Annotated in this window: 1 pseudogene; it reads left to right on the top strand. The window is 62.1% G+C overall.

The window, feature by feature from the left end:
* Nucleotides 1-74: 74 nt before the first annotated feature.
* Nucleotides 75-709: pseudogene (locus tag NKI06_RS30875) on the top strand (IS630 family transposase); the annotation flags it as partial.

The raw sequence follows: 709 nt of genomic DNA, 5'->3' as shown, positions 1-709 counted from the left end.
TAGAGCAGTTCAGATTTTGACTGAATCTGCGGGATTCCCGTGAGAGTGGTTTTGTGATTCAAGATGCTGGCTGGATCGGAGGCCAGCATCAGATGACGGCTCCCCTTTCGAACGATCTACGTGAGCGTGTTGTTGGCGCGATCGAGGCTGGCGAGAGCTGCCGCTCGGTGGCGGCTCGTTTTGGCGTGGCGGTTTCGTCGGCGGTGAAGTGGTCGCAGCGCTATCGGGCGAATGGGTCTGTGGCACCGGGTAAGATGGGCGGCCACCGCAAGCGTGTTCTGGAGCCGCACCGGGCGTTCATCGTGGAACGGATCAACCAGACGTCGCATCTGTCGCTGCATGGCTGAAGGACGAACTTGCGGCGCGCGGTGTGAAGGTGTCGCACGACACGGTATGGCATTTCCTGCGGCGCGAAGGATTGCGGTTCAAAAAAAACGCTATTCGCACTTGAGCAAGCTCGCGCCGATGTTGCCCGCCGACGACAACGCTGGCGTTCCTGGCAGGCGGGTCTCGATCCGGAACGGCTGGTGTTCATCGACGAAACCTGGATCAAGACCAACATGGCACCGCTGCGCGGCTGGGGACCATGCGGCAAACGCCTGCGCGGCTTTGCTCCGCACGGCCACTGGCGCACGCTGACCTTCCTCGGCGCCCTGCGGCTCGACCGTCTTGCTGCCCCTTGCGTCTTCGATGGACCGATCAACGGCGA

The organism is Mesorhizobium sp. M0772, from assembly GCF_040320135.1.
GTDB lineage: Bacteria > Pseudomonadota > Alphaproteobacteria > Rhizobiales > Rhizobiaceae > Mesorhizobium.
Note: the sequence above shows the minus strand (reverse complement) of the source record. Positions and strands in the feature narration are given on the sequence as shown.